Raw genomic sequence first — 20,241 nt, 5'->3', positions numbered from 1 at the left:
CAGGAAAAGCCGGGCAAGCGCCACGGCGATCGGTTCAGATCAATGCCGTTTGCTCTTATTTGCTGCAATAATGGTTTTTGCCATCAAGTTCAGGATTGGCGTTAATCCCCTGAAAACCGAATTTGCGTACTTCCTGGCAAAACCTGTCAATTTTGCTGGCCCCGGTTAAATATTCGATGGCAAAAACCGGTTTGTGTTGCGCAACATAGGGTGTGAAATAATGCCCGTGATCATACGTAACCGGGCTTTCGGTTATGGCAAAATCCAGCAGCCCCGCCAGGTCCTTTACCATGTCGGGGGCGTTTTTCTGGCCGATTGTCAAACCCCGCTTATGTGCTTCATTGGCCATCCAGCGGACAAAACGCAACGCATCGTCACGGGAAATATTAAACCCCGTATCGGTCAGATAACCGTCAATATTATCGGGGTCAACACCCCTGAAACCCTTTTCCCGGCATAAATCCAGCCGTTCCTTGATAATCGGGGCCAGTTTGGCAATCTGGCGTATATCAAGCCATTTTTCGCCCGGCCATCCTTCATAGTCCTTGCCCAGCACCGATTTGGGATACAATGCCGCATCGGCGCGCCAATCCTCGAACGAACCGGCGCTCATATAACAAATCGGATAAATGCCATCCTTGCGCCATTGGGCAACCTGTGCTGCATCCACATCAAACAGGTCTGCGTCCACCACCCGCGTTCCGGCGGGCACCGTAACATCCCCCTGCAATTGCAAAAAAAACCGGGCGTCAGGCACGGCTACCGGCTTTGTCGCCGCCGGTGTCGACGCTGCAACCGGCCATAACACGCCCTGTGCAGTGTCCGCGGGATGTAATCCTTGGTTTTTAACGGCCACATTGGCCCCCTGGAAAACGGATTGCGCATGAACAGGGCTGGCACCGGCAACAGTGCTTTGCGCAACAATCATTACACCAGCCAGTAAAAACAGCATGGTTATCGCCTGGCGCAAAGCACGGGCTGGCCGGGTGTATCGCCCCATATGCCGTATCAGGAAATGCTTACCGGTGCGCTTTGCAACCATGCCAACAACCACCTTCGCCACACATTGTATATCCGTCACGCATGCGCCAGCAGCCTTGCAACTGCATCCGAAAGAACGCGCACATCAATTGGTTTGGGTAAATAAAAATCAAACCCGGCCTTGTTGATATCGTCAAGGTTCTGGCTTTGATCGGCAATGCTCAGGGCGATTGCCGGGATGGTTCTGCCGCTTGCGCGAATTTCACGAATAAAATCCGCCCCGGTCTGTGTTCCTTCCAAAAAGAAGTCGGCAATGATCAGATTGAACGCCCCGCGTTGCCACGTGGCAAGGGCTTCGTCATAACTTGACGTGATGGTCACCTGATACCCAGCCTTGCGCAAAATTGCCTGCAACAAAGTCCGGGTTATGGGTTCATCTTCCAGCACCAGAATTTTGATATTGTCGCTCATCCACCAACCATCCACACAATGCCTGCCCTGGTCCCCGGGGAACAGAACATTGCATTGCAAAATCTTTTCACGACTTTAAAGATGGTCGTTTCAGGTGAAAAAACCAACATGCTTTGTGTGGTTCGAGGCAGAAATATCTAATCCTGATATTTTGCAACCATATTCCGGCGCGCATTTTTTGCCTGATACAGCGCCTGATCGGCATGTTCGACCAACAGCTCGTAATGTTCATCAACAGGAATTTTGGTGGCAACCCCGGCGCTCATGGTGACAACCCCGTAAGGACTTTCACCATGCGGCAATTTCATATCTTTTAGTTCGGCCAGCAGGTTTTCGGCCACTGAACTAGCCCAGGTCAGGGGCGCGCCGGGTAACAACAACACAAATTCTTCGCCGCCATACCGCGCAATCAAATCATTGCCACGCTTTGCCGCCGTTGCCAGCAATTTGGCGACGGTTTTCAAATGCTGATCCCCCATGCGATGGCCTTGGGAATCGTTTAGTTTTTTGAAAAAATCGATGTCAAAAAACACCAGCGAGACCGGACTTTGCAGGCGCCGCGCCGTTTGCCATTCGCGTTTAAGGGCCGTTTCAAATTCCAGCCGGTTGGCAACACCTGTCAAACCATCCACTTGCGACTGGCGACGCAACCTGTCTGTCGCCAGTTTCAACGACAAATGTGTTCGCACCCGTGCCTGCACAATTTCAACACGCACCGGTTTTTTAATAAAATCCACCGCCCCCGCGTTCAAGGCGCGGGTTTCATCATCCACATCGGTACGCCCGGTAATAAAAATAACCCGGGGTTCCGATGCCATATGTTTTCCCTGCAATTTGCGGCACACTTCAAAACCATCCTGATCGGGCAGGGTCGCATCCAGCAAAACAACATCAAATTCATGTTGGTCAATCATTTTAAGGGCTTCGGTGCCGGTTTTGGCAAACATCAGCACATCATAATAATTCAGGGCTGATGCCAGAATACGAATAATGATCGGATCATCATCAACAATCAGGATTCGGCCGCTTTCAGGGTTGTTCATGTTCAAACTCTATCGGGCCGCATCACGCATCAGGGCGGCCGCCTCATCAAAGTCCAGTTCTTCGATATGAAGACGGATTTTATCATATATCTCGGGGGTAAAAATTTGCAGCAAATCGTCTTTGTGGTTTTCCACCAAACGCAATGCCATCAAATTATTACTTTCAACCGCCTGTTTCAGTTTTTGAAACGCATCATTTAGTTTATCTGCCTCAGGCCCCGTTTGCATGGGTCCCGGCTTTTCTTCCGGCTTTGCCCCCAATTGAACCAATGCCAATTGCAATTCATTTAAAAACCCGGGAAACAGCTTGGCAATTTCATCCCGGTTTTGCTGTTCGGCCAACGCTTCAAGGGTGCCGCTAGCTGTTGCCAGTTGATTGGCACCAACAGCCCCTGCCGCCCCTTTAAGACTATGGGCTTTCAAATTCAGGGCCGCAAAATCCCCGGCCTGATAGCTGGCGATAAAATCATCCGCAACATTGGCATACAGGTTCACAAATTGCCGTGCCAATGCATGAAACAGGTTTTCATTCCCGCCCAGCATTTCAATAGCCTGATCGCGATCAATAACAGATTGTTTGCCTGCGCCCGTGTCAATTTCAGGAACCGGGCTATCTAAAACAGGTGCCGTTTCTGGCCCGGGAATGGCCGTTTCGGTGTTGTCATCCACGGCTTTCCTGGCATCGAATAGGGCATTTACATCCTTTTGTGCATCCCGATGATATTCGGCCAAATCCCGAATACGGCGAATCATGTTTTCGGCCTTGAACGGTTTGCTGATAAATCCGTTCATCCCTGCGGCAAAACATTTTTCCCGATCAGATTCAAAAACACCCGCCGTCAGGGCCACAATTGGCACCCGATAATTACCCAGTGTCTGACGAATTTCGCGGGTTGCTTCCAGCCCGTCCATATTGGGCATCTGCAAGTCCATCAACACCAGATCATAATCATCCCCATGATCGCGCAAAACATCGACGGCTTCCTTGCCATCGCCCGCCAGGGTTACCGTTGCACCCTCTATTTCCAGAATATGCTTGGCGACTTCCTGATTGATGAAATTGTCGTCCACCACCAAAAGGTTCAACCCTTGCAGGGCGTTTGTGCCCCCCTCCTGGCGTGTGTTTTCCTCAACAACATCAAACTGAACGTGGGGGTGGCCTTTGCGCCGGGCGCGTGTCTTGGCGGTCACCACGGCATTAAACAGGGCTGATTCCGTTACCGGTTTCAAAATAATGCCGTCAACACTGCTGATCGAGGAATGACGCAGAAGTTTGTCTTTTTCACCGGCGGTTACCATCACAATAATCGGCATGGCACTTTCAGGCAGGCGGGCGCGAATTTCCTCGCTGGCATTAACACCATCCAGACCGGGCATTTTCCAGTCCATCAACACCAGGTCAAAATACCGGCCTTCGTGTTGTTTTTCCTCCATCACGGCAATGGCTTCCTCGCCAGACCGTACAACCTGCGTATCCCACCCAAGATTCTGCGTGGTTTTCGCCAGAACCTCGCGGGCCAGCGAATTGTCATCCACCACCAGAACCCGCAATTTATCCTGGGTTTCGTTAAGCGCGATATCCTGCTTTTTGGGTAACTGGAACGGCAAGACAAACCGGAAGGTACTGCCTTCGCCGCGTTTGCTTTGCACCGAAATTTCACCATCCATCAATTCTGTCAGACGATAACAAATCGAAAGCCCAAGTCCCGTACCACCATATTTACGGCTGGTGGATGTGTCGGCCTGCTGGAACGGGGTAAAAAGGTTGGCAACCTGTTCTTCATCCATGCCAATGCCTGAATCCCGAACTTCAAATTCCAGTTCGATCCGGTCGCCGTCCTTGCGCAGCAATTCAACCGAAATCAGCACTTCACCACGGTTGGTAAACTTGATCGCATTCCCTGAAAGGTTGATCAGGATTTGCTGCAATCGGAAAGGGTCGCCAATAATATGGCGTGGCACACTTTCGCCAACTGCAATAAGCACCTCGATATCCTTGCCAGCCGAATTGACAGACATGATGGTCGATAACGAATTCATGATTTCCTGCACCGAGAAAATCGTCTGTTCGAGCTTGACCTTGCCGGCCTCGATTTTTGAATAGGTCAGAATATCGTCAATGATCCCCAGCAAAAACTTGCCGGAATCCGAAATTTTGCGCACATATTCGCGCTGATCGGCCGTCAGGCTGGTATAGCCCAGCAAATGCAAAAGGCCGATAATCGCGTTCATCGGCGTTCTGATTTCGTGGCTCATATTGGCAAGGAAATTGGTTTTAACCTGGGCCAGTTCCTCAACCTTGTCTGCTTCTTCGCGAATTTTTTTGTTCAGCAATGAAAGCTGATCAAAATTGCGCTGTTGCAACACATCGTAATAGGCAAAAACACCACAGCCTATAACGACCAGCACAAACAGCCCAATCGATGCAATAAGGGATGCCAGTTCAAAAAGCCGCCAGCCCTTCATTGCCTGTGCCAATGGCCGTGTCAGAACAACTCGAACCTTGCCCCCCAACACAGAACGGGCCGACACCAGCAACTGGTTGCCACGCCCATCTGTACGCAGTTCATAGGCTGTCGCACCCGAGGCAGAACTTTTGGCACCCGGCCCGGCAAATCGCGCTTTGTTACCAACGGCTCTGCCATCAAATGGAATGGTGCCAATCAGTTCGCTGCGGTCATTCATCAAAACCAGGGAATCGTCAGGCAACATCACCCGTTGCAAGGGTTCCAATATGGTTTCGGGGTCAATCACCGCGCCAATAACACCGTTAACCGCCCCGTTGGCATCGTGCACCGGTGCCGACACCAAAACCTGCCAGGTACCGTCAATCCGGCTTTGATAAGGACCGTCAAAATACCACGGGTCCGTGCCACCATTCATGAAATAGGCAATGCTGGCATTATCCCTGACATTGACCTTGGGGGGCTTAATGCTACGGGATGACAAAATAATATTGCCATCCTTGTCGGCAACACCCAAAACACGGATCAATTCCAGGCTTTCGGCTGCCTGTCGCAGCAAAATATAACCTTCGCGCGGTGAAAACTGCTCGCTGCTCAGTTTATCAGCCAGGCCAATCAGAACCGTTCCCGATAACCGGGTGCGTTGTTCAAACTGGTCCGAATAGCTTTTCAGCATGGCGTTAAGATCGGAAAAGGCCGATTCCACAGCACGGGCATCCAGAATAACCCGTACATAAAAATTAAACCCGACCAGAATAGAGGCAACCAGAACCAGCAAGCCCCCCATCACCAGCCGCTTGTTCATTGCCAAGGTTACTTTTGCGATGCTACCGTCAACTGATTCTGGTGCAGTATTGTTCACCGTCACGCAACAAACCCTATGGTTTAAAATTTAAATGCAGGCTTGCCTGTTCGGTCCAGGCCCATATGGGAAAGTAAAGTGAACCCGGACAAAGTTCCAACGCTTTGTCTGAAAAACCGCCTTGAAATGCTGAACTTCCATAAAAATATAAGCCGTGGCCTTACCTAAAATATATTTATATTTCACAACGAGTACCAAAAATGGCGAAATATCTTATTACCGGCGGCGCAGGATTTATCGGATCCCACCTGGCAGACAGATTACTTGCCAATGGTGACTATGTGCGTGTACTGGACAATCTATCGACGGGGCATCGCCATAATCTGGCTGGCGAAGCCGAATTAATCATCGGCGATATCTGTGATTCCGATGCGGTCAGGGATGCAATTGAGGGATGCGACGGTGTTTTCCACCTTGCCGCTGTGGCCTCGGTACAAAAAAGCATTGAATGCTGGGGCGAAACGCATGGCGTAAATTCGCTTGGCGCCGTTAATGTCTTTGAAGCCGCCCGCAATGCCGGGAAAATCCCGGTTGTTTTTGCATCTTCGGCGGCAATTTATGGCAACAACACCACCATTCCGGTTTCTGAAACTGAAATTCCCCAACCGATTTCATTTTACGGTGCCGACAAACTGGCAAACGAAATCCATGCCGGGCTGGCAGCCACCGCCTATGACATGCGGTTTGCCGGAATGCGATTTTTTAATGTTTATGGCCCCCGGCAGGACCCGTCTTCGCCCTATAGCGGTGTGATTTCAATTTTCGTCAATCATGTACTGACCGATCGGCAATTACAAATTTTTGGCACCGGGGAACAAACGCGCGATTTTGTCTTTGTCTCTGACGTTGCGGCTTCGTTGCATCAGGCCATGAACACCCTGCACAACACCCAACAAGGCTGTTTCCTTCGCGCCAATGTTTGCCGTGGACAAGAAGTTTCAATTCTTGACCTGGCCCGCGAAATTACCCAACTGGCCGGAAAAACCGGCGATCCGGTTTTTCGCGATGCCCGACAGGGCGACATTATGCGATCCAAAGGGGATCCAACCCGCCTGAACGCCGATATCGGCCATGTCGCCGATGTTTCGTTACAAGACGGGCTTCGTGCCCTGCTTGACTGGGAACAAAACCAGCGCCTTGCCAACAGTTAACGCCGGTTGCCACATGACATTTGCGGCATCTGCCCCGCCGCCATACATTCTTGCGCAGGGCTGATGACATGATTGCGGATCTGGCAGGGTTTGGCAAAGTCGGCGCCTCATTTGGTTCCACACACAATTCCCCCCGAACAAGGCTGTTTGTTAATGGCACCACCGACTTCCAGTTTTGCAGAAAAGAAGCCTTCCCTGCCGCCTGTAACCGGGCTTGTTTTAGCGGGCGGGGCCGGAACACGCATGGGTGGGGACAAACCTTTTCGCAAATTGCGGGGCCAACACCTGATCGAACATGCCCTTGCCAATGCCCGGCGGGAATGTCGAAGCATCCTGATTGCCAGCAACGAAAACCCGGCAAATTATGCGGCCTATCGTTGCACGGTCATTAACGATGTACCTGCACCGGGTATGGGGCCGATGGCAGGAATTTTGGCCGGGCTTAATCATCTGGAAAATGACAGCGACTGGCTGGCTGTTTTTGCCGTTGACTGCCCGTTTTTGCCTGCCAACCTGGTAAGCAGGCTTTATCAGGCAACCGCAACCTCATCAATCGAGCACGAGGGCCTTGGCAGTGCCGGCACAGCCAATGTGTTTCGCAATAACACCATGAACGTTAAAGGCAATAGTACGGGCGAAAATTCCGGTATTTTAGCAGCCTACGCCTGTTATGCCGGGCGCGAGCATTTTCTTGCCTCGCTTTGGCACCGGGCAATGGCACCGGTTATTGCATCGCTGCTTGACCATGACCAGCGCCGTGTGCGCATGGCACTGCAACACGCCAACGCCTGCAAGGTTGATTTTGCCCCATCCGATGAAGCACATGACGACCTGTTATTTGCCAATATCAATACACAGGAAGACATCACACATTTTGAAACCCGCCAGAGTTAACCTGAACATTTAGGGAAATAGCGGTTTATTGGGCCGGCAAAAGACTGTTATCGCGGCACCATTGATAGATGGCAGCTTCGTTTGCATCCAGTTCAACGGCAGTTCCCCCGGCGAACTCGTCGAATGCCGGGCGATTCATTGGGTTAACGCCAAGCAATACCGGCACATCGCGCGATAATATCTCGGCGATCAGGTCACGAAAACCACGGCCAAAGGCCTCGTGTTTGCCAAATTTATTAATGATCAGCAAATCAATGTCGGGGTTTTGATCAAGAAATGCCTGCACACTGGCAACCGCCTGTTCAAGCGCACTGACATCCAGCCGACAGCCCCGGGATCCATTGCCAAGTTTCTGTGAAATATCAAACTGCGGCCCTTGGGGCAAAACCTGCACCAGCATATCGCAATGGCGCGCGCCTTCACGTTCGGCATTAATCTGGACAACACCGGCCAGCTTCGCGCCCTCTGCCGTCAAACGGACGGCAAGTTCCTCCAGCAAACGGTCAACCTGCCCGCGTTCCTGCACCGGGATAAAAGCAAACTTCATTTTTGTTCCGATATTGCGCCCGGCACTAAAGCGGCATGGGCCTGTATAATACGCAACAAATTTGCATACCCGCTTATCCTGTGTCCAGCCCCGACAAGCAGCATAACAACAAATAACATCACATTTGTTTTATATAATTATCCCCTTAATCGTCGGCAGGCAGATGTTTGTCACGCGCCCCTAAAAATTCGCTAAGCCACCCTAGCCCGTCAATATGATGGGAAAACACCTTGACGATAATTAACATCGGCACAGCAATGAAAATACCGACGGCACCCCATAGCCACCCCCAAAAGGCAATCGCCAGAAACACCGCCACCGAATTTATTTGCAAACGACGCCCCACCAGCGACGGCGTAATTAACTGCCCCTCAATCGCGGTGCAGGCCAGATAAATAGCTGGCGGCACCATCGCAGCCCCCAGTGTCGGCAATGACACCAGCGCCACAATCGCGACAATGGCAATACCAACCAACGCACCAAGATAAGGCACAAAATTAAGCAGTGCCGCAGCCAGCCCCCATAATACCGGGTTCGGCATCGGGGTTAGGGAAAGGCCAATGGCAACACAAATACCCAAACATACATTGATGACAAAAACCGTCAGCAAATAGCGCGATATTTCGCGTTCAATGTCTTTGGCAATGCGCAACCCCCGCCGTTTATCCTTGAAGGTTGGCAAGGATTTGATCAGCTTTTCATAAAACATGTCGCCCGATGCCAGCATCAGCAACAAAAGAACAACGGCAAGGGCGATACCGCCAAAAATTTCCGGCGCGCCTTGTGCTGCCTGGCTTAGCAAATTGGGTTCGCGCACCACCACTTCCTGCACACCGGCCTTGGCATCGCGTTCGGTGGCTTTTTCAACCTTGCGCTGGGCTTCCTGGATATTTTCAATCGTGCCCGCCATTTCGGCCAGCTTCAATTGCATTTCCTGTTCAATGCGCGGGGCATCTTCAATCCAGTGGGCAATCGGATCGCTTAACCAGTAACCACCTGCTGCGATACTGGCCACCATTGAAAATACCAGAACAAAGGCCGTAATCGGTTCGGGGATCCCCCGGCGATACAACCAGCGCACCACCGGCGACAATATCAAGGCGAACAAAAACGCCAAAACCACGGGCAATAACAGGCTTTGGGCAAAATACAGAACGCCGCAAACCGACATCAAAAAAATGCCGATAATCGAAATAATCACCATGCGATGCGCACTAAGGGTCGTGGTTGGCAGGTTGGGGTTAGTCGCACTGGTTGCCTGTTTGGGCGAAGGCTCGTCATCCGCCTGCGAAATCGTTTTCTTGTTCATTATCGCCCGCCCAAGATTTGTTCTGGTTTTTATCTGCACACAGAACGAAAGCTGACATGTACTTGTTCCGCCCTGATTGCACATCTGATGCAGGCTATCGCCCAAATCAGGCAAATTTAACGCCAGTCATATTTTGCGCGAAACAAAACACATCCTTCCGGGCGCCAAACACAATTGGTCACCGTTAAAAAAGCAGAACCAAACAACAACACCCCGGCGCAAACCGGGGTGTTGAAAAACCATAATCACGGCCAGAATTTTACGGGCTGATCACCCCATATGCTGCCCACCATTGATGGACAGGCACGACCCGGTGATAAAGCCCGAATTGGGACCGGACAAATACAGCACAGCCTGGGCAATTTCATCGGCCTCACCCAAACGTCCGACAGGAATTTTGGCAATAATGCTTTCCAGAACCTTTTCAGGAACGGCCGCAACCATGTCGGTATTAATATAACCTGGCGCAATCGTATTTACCGTAACGCCCTTGCGCGCCACCTCCTGTGCCAGCGCCTTGGTAAAGCCATGCACCCCGGCCTTTGCCGCCGAATAGTTGGTTTGGCCCATCTGGCCTGCCTGACCATTGATCGACGAAATATTGATCACGCGACCATATCCGCGGGACCGCATACCTTCCAGCACCGGCTGGGTCATGTAAAACAGCGAACCAAGGTTGGTTTCAATGACGTCCTGCCAGCCTGCAACGGACATTTTGTGCATAAAACCATCCCGGGTAATACCGGCATTGTTAACCAGCACATCAACCGGTCCCAGTTCAGACTCAACCTGTTTAATGCCCTGGGCACAGGCATCGGGGTCGGCCACACTCCATTTAAAGGTGGCAATTCCGGTTTCTTCGCTAAATTTCCGGGCGGCTTCGTCATTTCCGGCATAGTTCGCAGCGACTTTAAAACCCGCATTTTTCAAGGCCAGGCTAATTGCTTTGCCAATACCGCGCGTACCACCGGTAACCAGTGCAATTTGGGTCATTGCAGACCTCCCTAGAAACAGTTTTTAACAACAGCCCTGATTAGCCAGAACCGCATCTTCACTTGCCCTTCACGCCAGACCAAGGATGACGACAGGGTAAACGCAAAGCCATCCGGGCGCCATGATCCATATCAGAAGTTGAATAATATTAAACCAAAGCGCCCTGTGGCACAGCACCCGACATCGCCAGAAACACACCGCCTGGCGATATCAGGGCCGATCAAAGACTAGCGTTCAACGCACAGGGCAATGCCCATGCCGCCGCCAATGCACAAGGTTGCCAGGCCTTTTTTGGCATCGCGTTTTTGCATTTCATGCAGCAAGGTCACAAAAACGCGTGCGCCCGATGCACCAATCGGATGGCCCATGGCAATGGCACCACCATTGACATTCACCTTTTCCGTATCCCAGCCCATATCGCGATTAACCGCAATGGCCTGGGCGGCAAAGGCTTCGTTGGCTTCGATCAGGTCAAGGTCATCCACGCTCCAGCCTGCCTTTTCCAGTGCCTTGCGCGATGCCGGAATTGGCCCGCTTCCCATGATCGACGGATCAACACCGGCAGTAGCCCAGCTTTTGATTTTGGCAAGCGGGGTTAAACCGCGGCGGCTGGCTTCTTCAGCCGACATCAGAACAAGGGCCGCTGCCCCATCATTAATGCCCGATGCATTACCTGCCGTTACGGTGCCGTCTTTGGAAAAAGCAGGGCGCAATTTCGCCATGCCTTCAACCGATGCGCCATGACGCGGGTATTCGTCGGTATCAAAAATGGTCTCGCCCTTGCGATGCTGAATGGCAACCGGGGCAATTTCGTCATTAAACCGGCCCGATTTCTGTGCGGCTTCGGCCTTGTTTTGGGATGCCACAGCAAAGGCGTCCTGTTCTTCGCGGCTGATATCCCATTTCGTCGCAATATTTTCAGCGGTATTCCCCATGTGATAACCGTTAAAGGCGCACCACAGGCCATCCTTGATCATGGTGTCGATAAATTTCACATCGCCCATTTTATGGCCATCACGCAAATGTGCCACATGGCCCGACAGGCTCATGTTTTCCTGCCCGCCAGCAACAACGATGGTCGCATCCCCGGCCATAATCTGCTGGGCGGCCAGTGCCACCGTGCGCAGGCCCGACCCGCAAACCTGGTTGATCAGAAATGCCGTCGCACCCTCGGAAACACCGGCACCCAGCGCTGCCTGACGGGCCGGGTTCTGGCCTTCGCCTGCGGTCAGAACCTGACCTAAAATAACTTCGTCCACCGCATCGGCTTCAACACCGGCGCGCTCCAGGGCCGCCTTGATCGCGATGGTTCCCAGCGCATGGGCCGGTGTGCCAGACAGCGTGCCATTAAACGCACCGATTGGTGTCCGTGCGGCACCAACAATTACGACCTCGGTCATGAAACCCTCCGAAACTTTTGTTTTGCGTTTACTCCCGGCCCGTTCGCTCAATCGACCGAACCAGATTTGATCTTATCGCGCTGCAACGAAAAGCCAAGCATTGATCGATGACTCTTTCGTACAGGTTGCAACGCTTTTGCACTGTTTTTCAACACAGGCAGCCTCAATGACGTAAGCACCAAATGCTCAAAGCGCCACACCTGGATCGTCCTTTACCGTTTGAACAGAAATATAGGTCCGAAACCATTCGACATTCGGATCAGAATTAAACAACTCGTCGGTCAGGGCCAGGTATTCGTCCATATCGCGCATATGCAATGTCAGCACACACGACACCTCACCGGTTACCATAAAACACTGTCGCACCGCCGAGAGCTTGCGCACCTTGTCAATAAAATCCTGCCGGTGGCGCGTACCGTGCAAGGCAAATTCCAGCGTAATCACCGCCGTTAACGGCCGCCCGACAAGGGCAGGGTCCAGCACCGCGACCGTGCGCGCAATAACACCCTCGCGACGCAGCTTTGTTACCCGGCGCAAACAGGCCGATGGCGATAGCCCCACCATATCGGCCAGTTGATTGGTGGCAATATCGGCATCCATCTGCAATTGCCGCAAAATACGGGTATCGATCTGGTCCAGCTCCACCACCCCTCACTTTCACCATCACGATGACGGCTGCACAATTAATCAGCGCAAAATTACGTAAATACGCTTTAATAGCGCGCGCATTCGCCCAAAAACGCCGACCAGCATTGCCGTTTCCCGGTAAAGTGGCAACCGAAACAATCATTCAGTGTCGTTTAGGCATCCCGAATGGGTATCCAATCGACATTTAAAAATCACATTAACTGGCAAGGTCGGTTTATGCAGCCCTATCTGGTTTCGCTATTTGTGCGCAGTCGTCGTCTTTTCATCACCCTGGCCAAGGTGATGTTGCCCATCATGCTGCTCGTGCGCATTGCCGACCAGATTGGTGTGGTCGATATGGCATCAACGGTTTTAACGCCGGTCATGTCGCTGATCGGAATGCCCCCCGAAGCCGGTCTGATCTGGGCCAGTTGCCTGTTAATCAATATTTACGGGGCAGTTGCGGTGATTGCCGGACTGGCAGTGCATCTTGACATGACAGCGGCCCAGCTCAGTGCGCTGTGCGCCATGATGCTGTTTGCCCACGGCATTCCGGTCGAACAGGCGATTGTTAAAAAAGCCGGGGCAAGTTTCTTGGCGACTGCGGCCTTGCGCATTTTTACAGCCCTTTTTTATGCTGCCTTCGTCACCTGGATCAGCCGCCACACCGGGTATCTTTCCGAACCTGTTGATTTGTCATGGATGGCGGGGCAGGCCGCGCACACCGTTGCGCAAACCGGTTGGGCTGGCTGGCTGACCTGGGCGCAAAGCACGCTTTATTCCCTCATCGCCAGCTTTGCCATTATTACCGGTTTGCTGGTGTTGCTTGATGTCTTGCAAAAAACCGGCATTACCGACCATTTTACCAAAGCACTACTGCCTGTTTTGCGGGTTTCGGGCCTGTCCCGCGACGCGGCCCCGGTTACGACTATCGGCATTTTGCTGGGCCTAACCTATGGCGGGGCATTGATTATTGACGAGGCCAAATCAAAAAACTTCGCCCCGCGCACCCTGTTTCTGTCGCTGTCGTGGCTGTCCCTGTCCCATTCCCTGATCGAGGATACCGTCATTATGCTTGCCCTTGGTGCCGACATCTGGGTGGTGCTGGCTGGCCGGGTGATACTGACCCTGATCATTATGATGCTGCTGGCATGGCTGACCAGGCGCTGGCAAACAGCCCCGGCACCTCCGGCCAGACCACAAACACAAGGCGCGCAATAACCGCCATCGGATAAAAGCCGGATCAGCCCTTAGCCGCCCGGGGTCCGCCTGATTTTAACATTGCACGGCCTCCTCTTTTGGGGCGATTTAAATTAAACCAATCAGCTCAACCCTGCCCTGTCATTTCCAGCCAGTCCAGGGCTGGCTGCCAGGTAGAACTTTGCGCCCGCGACCCGACCATCATGCCAATATGCCCGGCTGATGGCCGATGTGCCGTGCGAAGGGACGGGGCAAGCCCATCGAATAATGCAAGGGCACTTTCGGGGGGAACAATCCGGTCATTTTCGGGGATCACAACCAGGGTTGGGCAGGCAATGCCGGCCGGGTCAATTTTAACACCGTCAATTGCCCACTGGCCGCGCGCCGGACGGTTTTCAACATACCAGCCAATCAGACAATCAATTGCCACTGTCCGGGTCAGGGGAACCCCGTCATTTAACCAGTCTTCCAGTGCAACAAAATCTTCGGCACGACTGGATGACGGGTCCATCGCAGCAAACCGGCGAAATTTTTCGCCAATCATAAACGGGTCGAGACTGGAAAACAGGGTTTGCAGCACATCGACCGGCAATTCATCATGAACCGACAACATATGCGGCAAGGTCGGTGCAAAGGCCGCAGCAATACGTGCCTGTGTCGGGCCTGCGGCCATAAAATCCCACGGGGTTGCCAGCAAAATCAACCGCGAAACCAGGGCTGGCTCCAAAAGGCACGCCGCCATCGCCAAAACCCCGCCCATGCAATATCCGACCACAGGCAAAGGGCCACCGGTTTGTTCGGCCATATCCTGCAACGCCATCACCAGCCGCCCGGCAATAAAATCATCCAGACCAAAATCACGTTCTGCCGGTCCCGGATATCCCCAATCCAGCAACAGCGGACGATAGCCCTGACGGGCTAAAAACCGTGCAAAACTGCGTTTTTTATTCAAATCAAGAATATATCCCCGGTTCACCAGCGATGGCACCAGCAAAATAGCCCCTTTATCAGCGCGGGGTTGCCCCTGACCCTGCTTTGCCCCCTCCCCGTCAGGTGCAGTAATCGCCCCGTAATCAAGGATACGTGTCGCCCCTTCCTGCCAAATCACAGGTACATCATCCGCCCCGCGTTGATAAGGGTGGGCCTGGTAGCGGCGAATACCATCATGCAGGGCCGAATGTTGGGCAAAGGCCGCGCGGTCAATCGCCTGGCCCATCACATCATTGCTGTGGTGGTCCATCTCCTGACGCAGGCTCTCGGCTGCCATCATCAAGTCCGGCTTCCAGGGCATTAATTGTTTCCGAAAGAGCGGCAAGGCGGCGCGCGAGCTCAGCCAGCTCGTCATCTCGACTGCCAGATGCATCGCCAGTGGCCTTGGCCCGGCCCGACGCGGATTGTCCGGCTGCCGGTTTTGGTTGTCCTTGCCCATTTTCTTCCCCGTCCTGTGTCACATTTGCCGTTTTCCCGACTGTCTGTGACGTCGCAGTTTCTGTTTTTCCGGTCGTGTTGTGCTGTGTTGCATCATCTGGTGCCCTGCCACCATCCGGCCCGGCAGGTGGATGCAATGTCTCATTCTGCGGCTTTGCCCCCGGCGTGCTACCGGCGGCCCCGGCCATGCCCGGATTAAAGGGTGCTGTAAAATTTCTCATCGCTGTAACCGGGTCAAACAGGGCTGTTAGGCCCGCCATATCCGGCGGTGCCGCCTGCCAAATATTTGCCCCGGATGATCCGCCGGGCGGGGTCCTGCCGCCCCCCTGTGCCGTATTTGGCCCAGTGCCTTTCATCCCCCCGGCGGCATTAGCCGCCCCGGCAGAAAAAGGATTTTGGACCGGGGGCTGGCCGGTGGCCAATTGTCCAATCAGACGCCCCCATGCTTCAAATCCTTCGGCCAATCGGGATGTATCGGCCCCCAACCCGGCATATAAACGCCCAATCGCACTGGCCGCATCGCTGCCACCGGCTGTGGCTGCAACCTGCGCCCGCCAAAGCTCTAAAAACCGAATGGCAAGAACATCCGGGTCGGCAACATCATCGGAATCTGACCGCCGCTCGCGACCATCGGCCCCAATACCATTCGCAACATCGCCATCTGATCCGGCGTTATCTGGCATAACATCCGTCTCCGTCTGGTGACTGTTTTGCGCTGCTCCGGCAACTGACGGGTTGCTTGAAACCTCGGCTTTGGCTTTTCGCGCTTTTGTTACTTTTGCCGCCCCGGCAGCCTTGCCACCCTTCTTTTCAGGCGCAGCATTTTTACCACGCCGGGACGAACTCGCTTTTTTTCCTGTCTGTTCCGTCATGGTTGTATCCGTGCCCCCAAATTTGTACGGCTGGCATTCATCATCATACCCACCCTTACTATAGGCTGAACCCGATTTTGGTAAAACCAAATCCCTTATTGCGCGGCAACAATGTAAAAACACATACTATTTCGCGCCGCACGCGGCGTTGAATGCTGGACACATTTGCAATTAAGCGGCACTCTTGTCGCTGGCATTAGCAATTGCAGCAGGCCATAATGCTGCGCCACAAGGAATATTTGTGCGCACGCACATAACCACACGACAAAAAGTTGGTTTACAAACCGCACGTCGGGGAAGCAGGGAACAACGCCATGACCAGCAAAAACACCAATGATCCGGATCGCGTCGTTATCAAGAAATACGCCAATCGGCGCCTGTATAACACCGCAACCAGTTCCTATGTCACGCTTGACCACCTTTCACAGATGGTCAAGGAAAACACCGATTTTGTCGTTTACGATGCCAAAACCGGCGATGACATTACCCGCCCCGTCCTGACCCAGATTATTGTCGAGGAAGAAAACAAGGGCCAGAACCTGCTGCCCATCAGCTTCCTGCGTCAGTTGATCGGTTTTTATGGCGATAGCCTGCAGGGGCTTATTCCCAGTTACCTCGAACAATCGATGCGGTCTTTTGCCCATAATCAGGAACAAATGCGCGATTATATGCAGGGCACCATGCATGGCATGTTTCCGTTCGGCCAGTTCGAAGAAATGAACAAACAAAACATGGCCCTGTTTGAACAGACGATGAAAATGTTTTCACCGTTTCTGGCCAAGGAACAGGAACGCGCCCAGAATAACGGCACCGCGCCCAGCAACACCCCCCGGCCCACACCGGCCCCTGCCGCAAGGGATGCCTCGCTTGACGATCTGAAATCCCAGCTAGAGGCCATGCAGGCGCAGCTTAACAATCTGGTTGAAAACAAAACCAAAAAATAACCCTGCCTGCGGCTTTGGCCGCGCGGTGGCAATTGCCGCATCCTCGTGTCGTTGATCCATTTGGCTAAATAACGATCACGCGGCATGTTGCCGGGTTATCGGCCAGCATCGAACAGACAATCCAGATCAACGGGGCCAATGTGCCCCGTTTTTTATTGTCGTCATTTTACAACCACGGCGATTGGTTTCGGCATCATTCCTGCATCGATTTTTGATCGTTGGCCGAATTGCCCCAAAGCGACGATTCGACCGGCAAATTTTACCGTGTGTGATTAAAAAAGGCCTTCGAAAACCCGACAAACCGGAGAATTTTGCCCGCGTCGCACCGCAATATCGCGAAAGACTCCGTCTGCAATACCGCCGACAGGCAGCAACCCAACCCAAAGGCTTCAAAAAATTGTGATCTGAACCCGCAGGATATACTGGCTAAATGACCGTTCTTGCCCCACTAGCAACTGCCATTCGCCCCCCGGTAACCAGCAATACCGGCGCAAGCAGTACGCGTGGGATACGGGTTGAATATGCTGCACCGCCACATGCAAATCTGGCGATAAATCAGGGCGGAGGCCCTTGGTTAGACTACCATTTTCCGGGGGGCAGCACGGCTTTTCTGGCACAACTTCTGGGGCAATTACTACCCGCCGAAAACCCTGTGCAACCTGCGATCATTCAAAAGATGCATGTCAGCTATGCAGCATTTTTCACACCCTATGGGTCAGAAGCCTCTGTCTTTTTTTCGCCCTGCGCACTAGACAAAGACCGACCAATTGACCTATATACCTAGCTTCCTTCGGTTCGTTGAGAACGATATCTGACTCCCAGTCAGATGCCAGCCACATCTTATCCCTCTATAAATCACGACCAACAGATATGGCTGGACGGTGCATTTACGACGCCAAACGACGACCGGGGTGGGAACCCTTATAACTGGCGGTTGATAACGGATAACAATGCAATGAATGCAATTTCCCCCAACGAAGAACCCAAACGTGCCAATCGTGCAACCGACACAGATCGCTATGTCGGCCAGCGTATTCGCGAACGCCGTATCATGCTGGGCTTTAGCCAGCAGCAGATGGCAGACCTGATTGGTGTTACCTACCAGCAGGCTCATAAATACGAACGCGGCATTAACCGCATTTCTGCTGGTCGTCTTTATGAAATCTCCCAGGTTCTTGGTGTTCCTGTCAGCTACTTCTACGAAGGGCTGAACGGCAACCAGGAAACCGAGCTTAATGCGCGTCAGCGCATGTGCCTTGAATTGGCGCGTAACTTTGCCAGCATCAAACATGAAAAACATCAGGAAGCGTTAAGCCAAATGGCCCGCGCCCTTGCCGACCAGGCGGCCTGATCTTTTCGTCAAAGTGCTACCTTAAAAAAGGCTGCCCCCACGGCAGCCTTTTTTGATGCTCAGTTAACCGATAACCTTGCCAGCAGCCCAAGACAAGGCAACACCTCAAAGCCTCTCCTCACCCTTACAGCGCCCTTCTACCGTCTTTACGCAACAACGAAAAAAAACGGCCCGATTGGCGTTAACCCAAACGCTTTCCCGATAATAGCCGAACAGATTTGGCAAAGAAAAAGCATCACGGCATAATGACCATGATGCTCTGGTGACAAATCCCGTTATATTGGCAATCTTCCTGAACGTGTATCAGGTATCAACCTCGTGGTTGTGGACAAAATCGGCAGGAATGTCCGGTCCCCACAGATAAAGTGAATCCTCTGGCGGGTAATCGCCCCCTTGCCAGTCATGGTTTACCGAAATGTAATCGGTATCGGCTAAATACTCGCTGTAACTGCCCCAGGGATCGCGACATAGTGAAAATAGTTTGATCCCAGGACGTGCCGTCCCCCCCCCCAACCCTTGCTGAATCCCTTGTCTGCCATTTGCATGGCACCAAAACCGATCTGGTTGATGTCACTGACATCTCACGAAACATGATGCAAACCAGGGCCGTGGGATTTCGCCAAAGCTATCAAATGATGGGCGAAACAGCGGATACCATGCATGAAACATATTCCGTCGCCAGACTGATCAGAAACACGCAATCCCGGTATCTGACGATAGAACCGGATCGTTTCTCGTACAGACGGTGTAAAAACCAGAATATGCGCCAACCGCGTGGATGATATCTTCGGCCTGCCCTGCAACAGCTATCTGTTGCACAAGAAGCATAAAATCACAAGCCGTGCCACCGTGGCAACGGTCGACAGCAATGCCCCCGTGGAGGTCTTCGGTCCTTTCTCTCATCATCCCGAATCGGGAAGCTGGCCGCGACCGCGACAGGTCATCGGCAAAACCCTGCGCCGCCCCGGTCAGGACCAAAGGGTCCGCTTTTTTGTCACCTCACTGAATTGCGATACTCCGCTGGTGATCCGCGAGGTGAAGGCATTTCCGAACGACCGCGATGCCATAGCCCAGGCGATTTATCAGAATATCTACTGCCCACGACGTACCCGTACCAAAACATCTTCTTTGCCACCTGGCAGACCTAGCGCGCGCCGACATAGACAGGGTTCTACCATCACAGAACGCACCAACCGCCGCCCGGGCAAAGGATTTCACATGCCTTGCCTCAAGCAAAACAACGCCAGAGGCTGCGCTTCAAAAAATAATATTCCCTCCGGCCTCTCCTCGCGTCCGACAAGCAAATTTTTCACCCGAAAATCAGACTCGAGAGGACAAAATCAGTCGGTAGCCGCAACAAAAAATTGGCTGGTGATGGATCCCGGTATATTTGATTGCGGGGGCCAGATTATGCTTCGGGCTTTGCCCTTGCCGTGGCTGCGCAAAGCGATGCTTTTCTTGTCTTGAACAGTCAGCGCAACTCATACGGGCCCACCTACCAGACATTAAAAAAGCCCGCCACAAGGGCGAGCCGGATGCTTCATCGTGCTGTATGTGTGGGCAGATCCGCAATCTTCGCGCGGCTTTGCCGTGCTCGACCTTCGAGCTAAAAAGGTGCCACCGGCACCTTTTCTTGACGCTCTCAGCCTTCACGTTATGAGAAGGCCCATAACCAAAGAAAGTCATCAGTTCAAAGCAGACAC

The 20,241-nt window shown here is 52.8% G+C and carries 17 protein-coding genes; 6 read left to right on the top strand and 11 right to left on the bottom strand.

Annotated features, from left to right (window positions below; all coding sequences use genetic code 11):
• Window positions 1-55: 55 nt before the first annotated feature.
• The 4 genes from J4E05_RS23750 to J4E05_RS23735 all read right to left on the bottom strand — a co-directional run bounded on the left by J4E05_RS23750 (window position 56) and on the right by J4E05_RS23735 (window position 5,828).
• Complete coding sequence (locus J4E05_RS23750; RefSeq protein WP_349600912.1) at window positions 56-1,063, bottom strand: endo alpha-1,4 polygalactosaminidase; 1,008 nt, start codon at window positions 1,061-1,063, stop codon at window positions 56-58.
• A gap of 14 nt (window positions 1,064-1,077) precedes the next feature.
• Complete coding sequence (locus J4E05_RS23745; RefSeq protein ID WP_349600909.1) at window positions 1,078-1,452, bottom strand: response regulator; 375 nt, start codon at window positions 1,450-1,452, stop codon at window positions 1,078-1,080.
• 137 nt (window positions 1,453-1,589) lie between these two features.
• The gene (locus tag J4E05_RS23740; RefSeq protein WP_349600906.1) at window positions 1,590-2,495 is read right to left on the bottom strand and encodes a diguanylate cyclase; all 906 of its coding nucleotides are present in this window, start codon (window positions 2,493-2,495) and stop codon (window positions 1,590-1,592) included.
• A 9-nt stretch (window positions 2,496-2,504) separates the two neighbouring features.
• Window positions 2,505-5,828 carry a response regulator gene (locus J4E05_RS23735; RefSeq protein ID WP_349600903.1) on the bottom strand — a complete coding sequence of 1,108 codons (3,324 nt, stop codon included), beginning with the start codon at window positions 5,826-5,828 and terminating at the stop codon, window positions 2,505-2,507.
• A gap of 194 nt (window positions 5,829-6,022) precedes the next feature.
• Between J4E05_RS23735 and J4E05_RS23730 the strand changes: the two genes are divergently transcribed.
• Both J4E05_RS23730 and mobA read left to right on the top strand, forming a co-directional pair.
• On the top strand, window positions 6,023-6,973 hold the full coding sequence (locus J4E05_RS23730; RefSeq protein WP_349600900.1) for an NAD-dependent epimerase/dehydratase family protein: 951 nt from the start codon (window positions 6,023-6,025) through the stop codon (window positions 6,971-6,973).
• A 153-nt stretch (window positions 6,974-7,126) separates the two neighbouring features.
• A complete protein-coding gene (mobA, locus tag J4E05_RS23725; RefSeq protein WP_349600897.1) occupies window positions 7,127-7,867 on the top strand; it encodes a molybdenum cofactor guanylyltransferase in 741 nt (246 codons plus the stop codon).
• A gap of 25 nt (window positions 7,868-7,892) precedes the next feature.
• On the opposite strand, the gene J4E05_RS23720 is transcribed toward mobA, so the two are convergent.
• The 5 genes from J4E05_RS23720 to J4E05_RS23700 all read right to left on the bottom strand — a co-directional run bounded on the left by J4E05_RS23720 (window position 7,893) and on the right by J4E05_RS23700 (window position 12,764).
• A complete protein-coding gene (locus tag J4E05_RS23720; RefSeq protein WP_349600896.1) occupies window positions 7,893-8,414 on the bottom strand; it encodes a DUF2478 domain-containing protein in 522 nt (173 codons plus the stop codon).
• A gap of 145 nt (window positions 8,415-8,559) precedes the next feature.
• Complete coding sequence (locus J4E05_RS23715) at window positions 8,560-9,723, bottom strand: AI-2E family transporter (RefSeq protein ID WP_085593774.1); 1,164 nt, start codon at window positions 9,721-9,723, stop codon at window positions 8,560-8,562.
• 270 nt (window positions 9,724-9,993) lie between these two features.
• Window positions 9,994-10,716 (bottom strand): acetoacetyl-CoA reductase, encoded by a 723-nt coding sequence (phbB, locus tag J4E05_RS23710; protein WP_085593747.1) that lies wholly within the window; start codon window positions 10,714-10,716, stop codon window positions 9,994-9,996.
• 227 nt (window positions 10,717-10,943) lie between these two features.
• Window positions 10,944-12,116 carry an acetyl-CoA C-acetyltransferase gene (locus J4E05_RS23705; protein ID WP_085593746.1) on the bottom strand — a complete coding sequence of 391 codons (1,173 nt, stop codon included), beginning with the start codon at window positions 12,114-12,116 and terminating at the stop codon, window positions 10,944-10,946.
• Window positions 12,117-12,302: 186 nt separating this feature from the next.
• A complete protein-coding gene (locus J4E05_RS23700) occupies window positions 12,303-12,764 on the bottom strand; it encodes an Lrp/AsnC family transcriptional regulator (RefSeq protein WP_349600891.1) in 462 nt (153 codons plus the stop codon).
• Between the two features lie 165 nt (window positions 12,765-12,929).
• Here J4E05_RS23700 and J4E05_RS23695 point away from each other — a divergent pair, with 165 nt between their 5' ends.
• Window positions 12,930-13,964 (top strand): nucleoside recognition domain-containing protein, encoded by a 1,035-nt coding sequence (locus tag J4E05_RS23695; RefSeq protein WP_349600889.1) that lies wholly within the window; start codon window positions 12,930-12,932, stop codon window positions 13,962-13,964.
• Window positions 13,965-14,070: 106 nt separating this feature from the next.
• Here J4E05_RS23695 and J4E05_RS23690 read toward each other — a convergent pair whose 3' ends face one another.
• Both J4E05_RS23690 and J4E05_RS23685 read right to left on the bottom strand, forming a co-directional pair.
• The gene (locus J4E05_RS23690; protein WP_349600886.1) at window positions 14,071-15,234 is read right to left on the bottom strand and encodes an alpha/beta fold hydrolase; all 1,164 of its coding nucleotides are present in this window, start codon (window positions 15,232-15,234) and stop codon (window positions 14,071-14,073) included.
• Window positions 15,164-16,243: a hypothetical protein gene (locus J4E05_RS23685; RefSeq protein WP_349600884.1), complete on the bottom strand. Its 1,080-nt coding sequence runs from the start codon at window positions 16,241-16,243 to the stop codon at window positions 15,164-15,166. Before J4E05_RS23685 ends, J4E05_RS23690 begins: the two co-directional genes overlap by 71 nt.
• A 314-nt stretch (window positions 16,244-16,557) precedes the next feature.
• On the opposite strand from J4E05_RS23685, the gene phaR reads away from it, so the two are divergent.
• The 3 genes from phaR to J4E05_RS23670 all read left to right on the top strand — a co-directional run bounded on the left by phaR (window position 16,558) and on the right by J4E05_RS23670 (window position 20,005).
• Window positions 16,558-17,187 (top strand): polyhydroxyalkanoate synthesis repressor PhaR, encoded by a 630-nt coding sequence (phaR, locus tag J4E05_RS23680; protein WP_085593743.1) that lies wholly within the window; start codon window positions 16,558-16,560, stop codon window positions 17,185-17,187.
• A 955-nt stretch (window positions 17,188-18,142) separates the two neighbouring features.
• Complete coding sequence (locus J4E05_RS23675; RefSeq protein ID WP_085593740.1) at window positions 18,143-18,538, top strand: helix-turn-helix domain-containing protein; 396 nt, start codon at window positions 18,143-18,145, stop codon at window positions 18,536-18,538.
• Window positions 18,539-19,312: 774 nt separating this feature from the next.
• Window positions 19,313-20,005 (top strand): hypothetical protein, encoded by a 693-nt coding sequence (locus J4E05_RS23670; RefSeq protein ID WP_349600880.1) that lies wholly within the window; start codon window positions 19,313-19,315, stop codon window positions 20,003-20,005.
• Window positions 20,006-20,241 lie beyond the last annotated feature (236 nt).

The sequence above is a fragment of the Thalassospira sp. NFXS8 genome (assembly GCF_040148805.1).
Lineage (GTDB): Bacteria > Pseudomonadota > Alphaproteobacteria > Rhodospirillales > Thalassospiraceae > Thalassospira.
The sequence above is the reverse complement of the archived record's forward strand: the minus strand, read 5'-3'. Positions and strand labels throughout refer to the sequence as shown.

Coding starts and splice junctions, on each gene's coding strand:
- J4E05_RS23715 (WP_085593774.1), bottom strand. CDS start 9,723: ATGAACAAGAAAACGATTTCGCAGGCGGATGACGAGCCTTCGCCCAAA.
- J4E05_RS23730 (WP_349600900.1), top strand. CDS start 6,023: ATGGCGAAATATCTTATTACCGGCGGCGCAGGATTTATCGGATCCCAC.
- phaR (WP_085593743.1), top strand. CDS start 16,558: ATGACCAGCAAAAACACCAATGATCCGGATCGCGTCGTTATCAAGAAA.
- J4E05_RS23720 (WP_349600896.1), bottom strand. CDS start 8,414: ATGAAGTTTGCTTTTATCCCGGTGCAGGAACGCGGGCAGGTTGACCGT.
- J4E05_RS23705 (WP_085593746.1), bottom strand. CDS start 12,116: ATGACCGAGGTCGTAATTGTTGGTGCCGCACGGACACCAATCGGTGCG.
- J4E05_RS23745 (WP_349600909.1), bottom strand. CDS start 1,452: ATGAGCGACAATATCAAAATTCTGGTGCTGGAAGATGAACCCATAACC.
- J4E05_RS23685 (WP_349600884.1), bottom strand. CDS start 16,243: ATGACGGAACAGACAGGAAAAAAAGCGAGTTCGTCCCGGCGTGGTAAA.
- J4E05_RS23690 (WP_349600886.1), bottom strand. CDS start 15,234: ATGCCCTGGAAGCCGGACTTGATGATGGCAGCCGAGAGCCTGCGTCAG.
- mobA (WP_349600897.1), top strand. CDS start 7,127: ATGGCACCACCGACTTCCAGTTTTGCAGAAAAGAAGCCTTCCCTGCCG.
- phbB (WP_085593747.1), bottom strand. CDS start 10,716: ATGACCCAAATTGCACTGGTTACCGGTGGTACGCGCGGTATTGGCAAA.
- J4E05_RS23695 (WP_349600889.1), top strand. CDS start 12,930: ATGGGTATCCAATCGACATTTAAAAATCACATTAACTGGCAAGGTCGG.
- J4E05_RS23675 (WP_085593740.1), top strand. CDS start 18,143: ATGAATGCAATTTCCCCCAACGAAGAACCCAAACGTGCCAATCGTGCA.
- J4E05_RS23740 (WP_349600906.1), bottom strand. CDS start 2,495: ATGAACAACCCTGAAAGCGGCCGAATCCTGATTGTTGATGATGATCCG.